The sequence below is a fragment of the Vulgatibacter sp. genome (assembly GCF_041687135.1).
GTDB lineage: Bacteria > Myxococcota > Myxococcia > Myxococcales > Vulgatibacteraceae > JAWLCN01.
This window is the reverse complement of sequence record NZ_JAWLCN010000018.1, coordinates 1-5000: the sequence shown is the minus strand read 5'-3', so window position 1 is coordinate 5000 and position 5000 is coordinate 1. Positions and strand designations below refer to the sequence as shown.

Below are 5000 nucleotides of genomic sequence, written 5' to 3'. Positions count from 1 at the left end.
TCGTCCTTGTCCCAGACGACGAGACGGACGACGACCTTGATCGGCGCGGAGTAGGTCATACCCCGCTGGTGGCACTCGTCGACGTCGTACTTGGGCTTCTCCAGGTGATACGAGACGAACTCCAGGGAGCTGGTCTCGTTGAAGTCCTTGATGGGAAAGACCGACTTGAAGACACCCTGCAGCCCGGTGTCCTCCCGCTTGTCGGCAGGCACATCGATCTGAAGGAACTTGTCGTAGGACTGCTTCTGGATGTCGATGAGGTTGGGGATGTCGATGATCTTCTGGATCTTCGCGAAGCTCTTGCGAATCCGGAAGTTGTTCTGGATCGTCGGCGCCATCTAGCGGTCGCTCCCCTGGCAGGCTCTACTTTGAATCGCCGCCAATCCGTTGGGTCCGAGGAGCGGACCCTAGGCCATACGGAAATTGGCGGCTCAAACACCAACGGCGCTGACGGCGGCGGGATTCCCCGCCGCCGCCAACGCTGGTTACTGCTGGACCTATGGAAAGATCCGGAAGATTACTTGATCTCGACGGTCGCGCCGGCGGCCGTGAGAACTTCCTTGATCTTGTTGGCCTCGTCCTTGGACACGCCCTCCTTCACGGTCTTGGGAGCGCCCTCGACGAGGTCCTTGGCCTCCTTGAGGCCGAGACCCGTGATGGTACGGATCTCCTTGATGACGTTGATCTTCTTGTCGCCGGCGTTCGCCAGGACGACGTCGAACTCGGTCTTCTCCTCGGCGGGAGCAGCGGCGGCGCCACCAGCGGCGGGCATCGCCATCATCGCGGGAGCAGCGGCGGAAACGCCCCACTTCTCCTCGAGGGTCTTCACGAGCTCAGCAGCCTCCATCACGGTGAGTGCGGAGAGCTGGTCAACGATCGCGTTCAGATCAGCCATTTCAACATCCTTCGAACGGGGGCGGCATCGCCGACGTGGGCAGCCTGCCCCGAAAAGAAAACCAAACGAACCTGCTTACGAAGCCTTTTCCAGCTGCTCGCGGCGGGCGTCGACGGCCCGTGCCAGCTGGGAACCCGGCGTGCCGATGAGGCGGGCGAGCTTGCTCGCGGGGGCGTTGAGCATCCCTGCGATCATGCCGCGCAGCTCATGGAGGCCCGGCATCTTGGCGAGGTTCTCGATGCCCTTGGCATCGATGGCCTGCCCTTCCACCACGGCGACCTTGAGCTGGAACTTGTCCTCCTTGCCCTTGGCAAAATCCGTCATCACCTTGGCGGGCGTGACGGGATCCTGACCCAGGATGAGGACGACCGGTCCCTTGAAGCTCTCGGCAATCTTCTCCACGCTCGTGCCCTGCGCAGCGCGCTTGGCGAGCGTGTTCTTCACGACCTTGTACTCGACCTGGTTGTCACGGCAGGTCTTGCGAATGTCGGTCGCGGTAGCGACGTCGAGCCCCTTGTACTCGGCGATGATGGCGATGGTAGCCGCCGACATCTTCGAGTGAAGCTCGGAAATCATCTGCTCCTTCTGCGTACGATCCACTTGACCTTCACCTCCCTTCCTCGTCGGTCTCTGGCCAAGTGTGCAGCGGAGCAGGTGGAGGCTCGTTCGGCTTCCATCCCGTCTCGGCAGGCTTCCGTCCGCTCGTCGCGTCCGGGGCTTAGGTCCTCGAACCCTTCCGGGAGCCAACCGCAGCCAAGCCGCGGCTCGCACTGGGATTCCCGGCGTCGGTTGTCGGACACCTGCTGTCTTTGACCAGGCGAAATGTGCGGCGGGTCCATTACCGCCATCACGAAGAAAATGCAAGCGCTTTCAAACGAAAGCGGCCCGAACCGGTACTCCGGTCGGGCCGATGGTCGATGCCGCCGGGCGCTTAGCCCTTGAACGCGTTGGCGATCGCGACGTTGTCGAGCTTGAGGCCCGGGCCCATGGTGGTGGAGAGCGCCACGCCACGGAGGTAGACGCCCTTCGCCGTGGAGGGCTTGAGGCGCATCACGGTTGCCAGGAGCTCGTTCAGGTTGGCAGCGATCTGCTCCGTGGGCATCGAGGTCTTGCCCACCGGCGCGTGCACGATGCCGGCCTTCTCGACGCGGAACTCGATCTTGCCGGCCTTGGTCTCCTTGACCGCGCGGGTGACGTCGGTGGTCACCGTGCCGACCTTCGGGTTCGGCATCAGGCCGCGGGGCCCGAGGATCTTACCGAGCTTGCCGACCACGCCCATCATGTCGGGGGTGGCGATCGCCTTGTCGAAGTCGAGGAAGCCCTCCTCGACCCGCTTGGCGAGCTCCTCGGCGCCGACGATGTCCGCGCCGGCTGCCTCGGCCTCCTTGGCCTTGTCGCCCTTGGCGAACACGGCGACCTTGACGGTCTTGCCGGTGCCGTGGGGGAGCACCACCGCGCCACGAACCATCTGGTCCGCGTGGCGGGGATCCACACCCAGGTTGATCGCCACGTCCACCGACTCGTCGAACTTCGCGACCTTCAGCTCGCGGACGAGGGCGACGCCCTCCTCCACCGAGTAGCGCTTGTTGCGATCGACCTTGTCGGCAATCTTCCGGTACTTCTTGCCCATCTTAGCCATGTGTCAGCTCCCGACTCAGTCGACGACGTCGATGCCCATGGAACGCGCGGTACCCTCGATCGTGCGCATGCACGACTCGATCGAGCCAGCGTTCGTGTCCTGGATCTTCCGCTCGGCGATCTCGCGCACCTTCGCGCGGTCGATCGTGCCGACCTTCTCCTTGCCCGGACGGTGCGACCCCGAACCCTTCTTCTTCTGGGTGTGGAGGCCGATCGCCTTCTTGATGAGCGCCGAGGCCGGCGGGGTCTTCAGGATGAAGGAGAACGAACGATCCGAGTAGATGGTGATCACGACGGGGATCACCATGTCGTCCTTGATCAGCGCCTGCGTCGCAGCATTGAACTCCTTGCAGAAGCCCATGATGTTGACGCCGTGCTGGCCGAGCGCAGGACCGACCGGGGGAGCGGGGTTGGCCTTGCCTGCAGGGATCTGCAGTTTGACCTGGCCCGTGACCTTCTTTGCCATGGTTGCAACTCCGTGGTGCTAGCGGCCGAAAGAACCGGCCTCCCACTTTCGCGGAAAAACCCGCAACGAGCGCGGGCCAGATACCAGAAGCGTGCGCCCCTGGCAACTGGCCCGTGTCCTCGCGGGACTCGAGCTGCGCGGCGCCGGATGAAGGGCGCCGGCAGCGACTACTGGGTCTTCTCGACCTGCATGAAGTCGAGCTCGACCGGGGTGGCGCGACCGAAGATGGAGACCAGGACGCGAAGGCGACCCTTCTCCTGGTTCACCTCTTCCACCGTGCCGTTGAAGCCCGAGAACGGACCGTCGGTCACCCGGACGTTGTCGCCGTTCTCGAAGGAGACCTTGGGCTTGGGCTTGAGGGTCCCCTCGGAGATCTGCGACGAGAGCCGATCGACCTCGGCGCGGGTGATCGCCGGGATCTCCTCCGGCTGCTTCCCGCCGCCGACGAAGCCGGTGACCTTGGGCGTGCTCTTGACGAGGTGCCAGGAAGCCGGGCCCATCTCCATCTCCACGAGGATGTAGCCCGGGAAGAACTTGCGCTTCGAGGTCCGCTTCTCGCCACCCTTCACCTCGACCACCTGCTCGGTCGGGATCAGGATCTCGCCGAACTGCTCCTGCAGTCCTTCCTGGCGGATGCGCTCCTCGATCGTCTTGCGCACCTTGTTCTCGTAGCCCGAGTAGGTGTGGACTACGTAAAACTTCTTGGCCATCGCTCGCTCCGGCGCGGGCGGTCTCGCTCGCGGCTCGCGCTACGCGAAGAGGCCCTGCGCCCAGCGGATCCCCGAGGGGATCCATTCGGACATCACCTTCGCCCCGAGGAAGTCCATCACGCCGAGGAGCACCGCGGCGACCAGGGTCGCCACCACCACCGCGCCGGTTGCAGCGCGAATCTCCGGCCAGGTCGGCCAGGTCACCTTGCGCAGCTCGGCGGCAACATCCTGGCCGACGTCCTGCACCTTGGAGTTCATCCAGCCAACGATGCCGAGCACCGCGGCGAGTCCGACGCCGATGAGGACGGCGAGGGTCAGACCACCGAAGACCTCGGGGTTTCCCGCACCGGTGGCGACGAGGATCGCGTCGGCCAGCTTGGTCATGACGTAGGCCGCGCATGCGGTCAGAAAGACCAGAGCCATGGCGAGGAGCCGCTGGTTGCTCATGTATGTCCCGGGCGATGGGCTCCCGCCAGGGGCGGGAGAAATTGGCACGCCAGGAGGGATTCGAACCCCCAACCCGCGGTTTTGGAGACCGCTGCTCTACCGTTCGAGCTACTGGCGTACGAAAGCTTTACTTCGTTTCCTTGTGCTCGGTGTGGTTCCGGCACCGCGGGCAGAACTTCGACAGCACGAGCTTGTCGGTCTGCTTCCGCTTGTTCTTGTCGGTGGTGTAGTTCCGCTCTTTGCACACCGTGCACTCGAGCGTGATGATCGTCCGGTTACCCATGGCGTGAATCCTACCCCTGCGGCGCTCTCGCGCGGCGGGGATTCTGACGTGTTCGCCCGGGAACCACAAGAGCTCCCGGGCGAATCTCCGAACACCGCCCTCACAGGCGCTATTCGGTCGTATTACTCGATGATCTCGGCAACCACGCCAGCGCCGACGGTGCGGCCACCCTCACGGATCGCGAAGCGGAGTTCCTTCTCCATCGCGATCGGGGTGAGCAGCTCCACGGTGATGGAGATGTTGTCGCCCGGCATGACCATCTCGGTGCCCTCGGGGAGGTGCACGGCGCCGGTCACGTCGGTGGTGCGGAAGTAGAACTGCGGCTTGTAGCCCTTGAAGAACGGGGTGTGACGACCACCCTCCTCCTTCGTCAGCACGTAGATCTCCGCCTTGAACTTCTTGTGCGGATTGATGCTGCCGGGCTTGGCCATGACCTGGCCGCGCTCCACGTCCTCACGCTTCAGGCCGCGGATCAGGGCGCCGATGTTGTCGCCGGCCTGGCCCTGGTCGAGGAGCTTGCGGAACATCTCGACGCCGGTCACCACGGTCTTCTGGGTGTTC

Annotated in this window: 9 protein-coding genes and 1 tRNA gene (1 of these 10 running past the window's edge); all 10 read right to left on the bottom strand. The window is 64.2% G+C overall.

The features are described 5' to 3' along the window. A protein-coding gene (rpoB, locus tag ACESMR_RS23540; protein ID WP_373049580.1) for a DNA-directed RNA polymerase subunit beta crosses the window boundary here: on the bottom strand, positions 1-338 show its start. It extends 3895 nt beyond the left edge of the window; only the first 338 of its 4233 coding nucleotides appear in the window; the start codon lies at positions 336-338; its stop codon lies off the left edge, out of view. Between the two features lie 179 nt (positions 339-517). Beyond that, entirely contained in the window at positions 518-895 is a 378-nt protein-coding gene (gene rplL, locus ACESMR_RS23535) for a 50S ribosomal protein L7/L12 (RefSeq protein WP_373049579.1), read from the bottom strand. A gap of 75 nt (positions 896-970) precedes the next feature. Beyond that, positions 971-1495, bottom strand: a complete 525-nt coding sequence (gene rplJ / locus ACESMR_RS23530) for a 50S ribosomal protein L10 (RefSeq protein ID WP_373049578.1) — start codon at positions 1493-1495, stop codon at positions 971-973. 331 nt (positions 1496-1826) lie between these two features. Beyond that, the gene (gene rplA / locus ACESMR_RS23525; RefSeq protein WP_373049577.1) at positions 1827-2534 is read right to left on the bottom strand and encodes a 50S ribosomal protein L1; all 708 of its coding nucleotides are present in this window, start codon (positions 2532-2534) and stop codon (positions 1827-1829) included. Positions 2535-2549: 15 nt separating this feature from the next. Further along, on the bottom strand, positions 2550-2999 hold the full coding sequence (gene rplK, locus ACESMR_RS23520) for a 50S ribosomal protein L11 (protein ID WP_373049576.1): 450 nt from the start codon (positions 2997-2999) through the stop codon (positions 2550-2552). A gap of 167 nt (positions 3000-3166) precedes the next feature. Then, a complete protein-coding gene (gene nusG, locus ACESMR_RS23515; RefSeq protein ID WP_373049575.1) occupies positions 3167-3709 on the bottom strand; it encodes a transcription termination/antitermination protein NusG in 543 nt (180 codons plus the stop codon). Between the two features lie 39 nt (positions 3710-3748). Next, entirely contained in the window at positions 3749-4156 is a 408-nt protein-coding gene (secE, locus tag ACESMR_RS23510; protein ID WP_373049574.1) for a preprotein translocase subunit SecE, read from the bottom strand. A 42-nt stretch (positions 4157-4198) separates the two neighbouring features. Then, positions 4199-4274: transfer RNA gene (locus ACESMR_RS23505), tRNA-Trp, on the bottom strand. Between the two features lie 9 nt (positions 4275-4283). Next, complete coding sequence (gene rpmG / locus ACESMR_RS23500) at positions 4284-4439, bottom strand: 50S ribosomal protein L33 (RefSeq protein ID WP_373049573.1); 156 nt, start codon at positions 4437-4439, stop codon at positions 4284-4286. A 122-nt stretch (positions 4440-4561) separates the two neighbouring features. Then, the coding region (locus ACESMR_RS23495) for an EF-Tu/IF-2/RF-3 family GTPase (RefSeq protein ID WP_373047878.1) at positions 4562-5000 on the bottom strand (439 nt) is incomplete at its 5' end.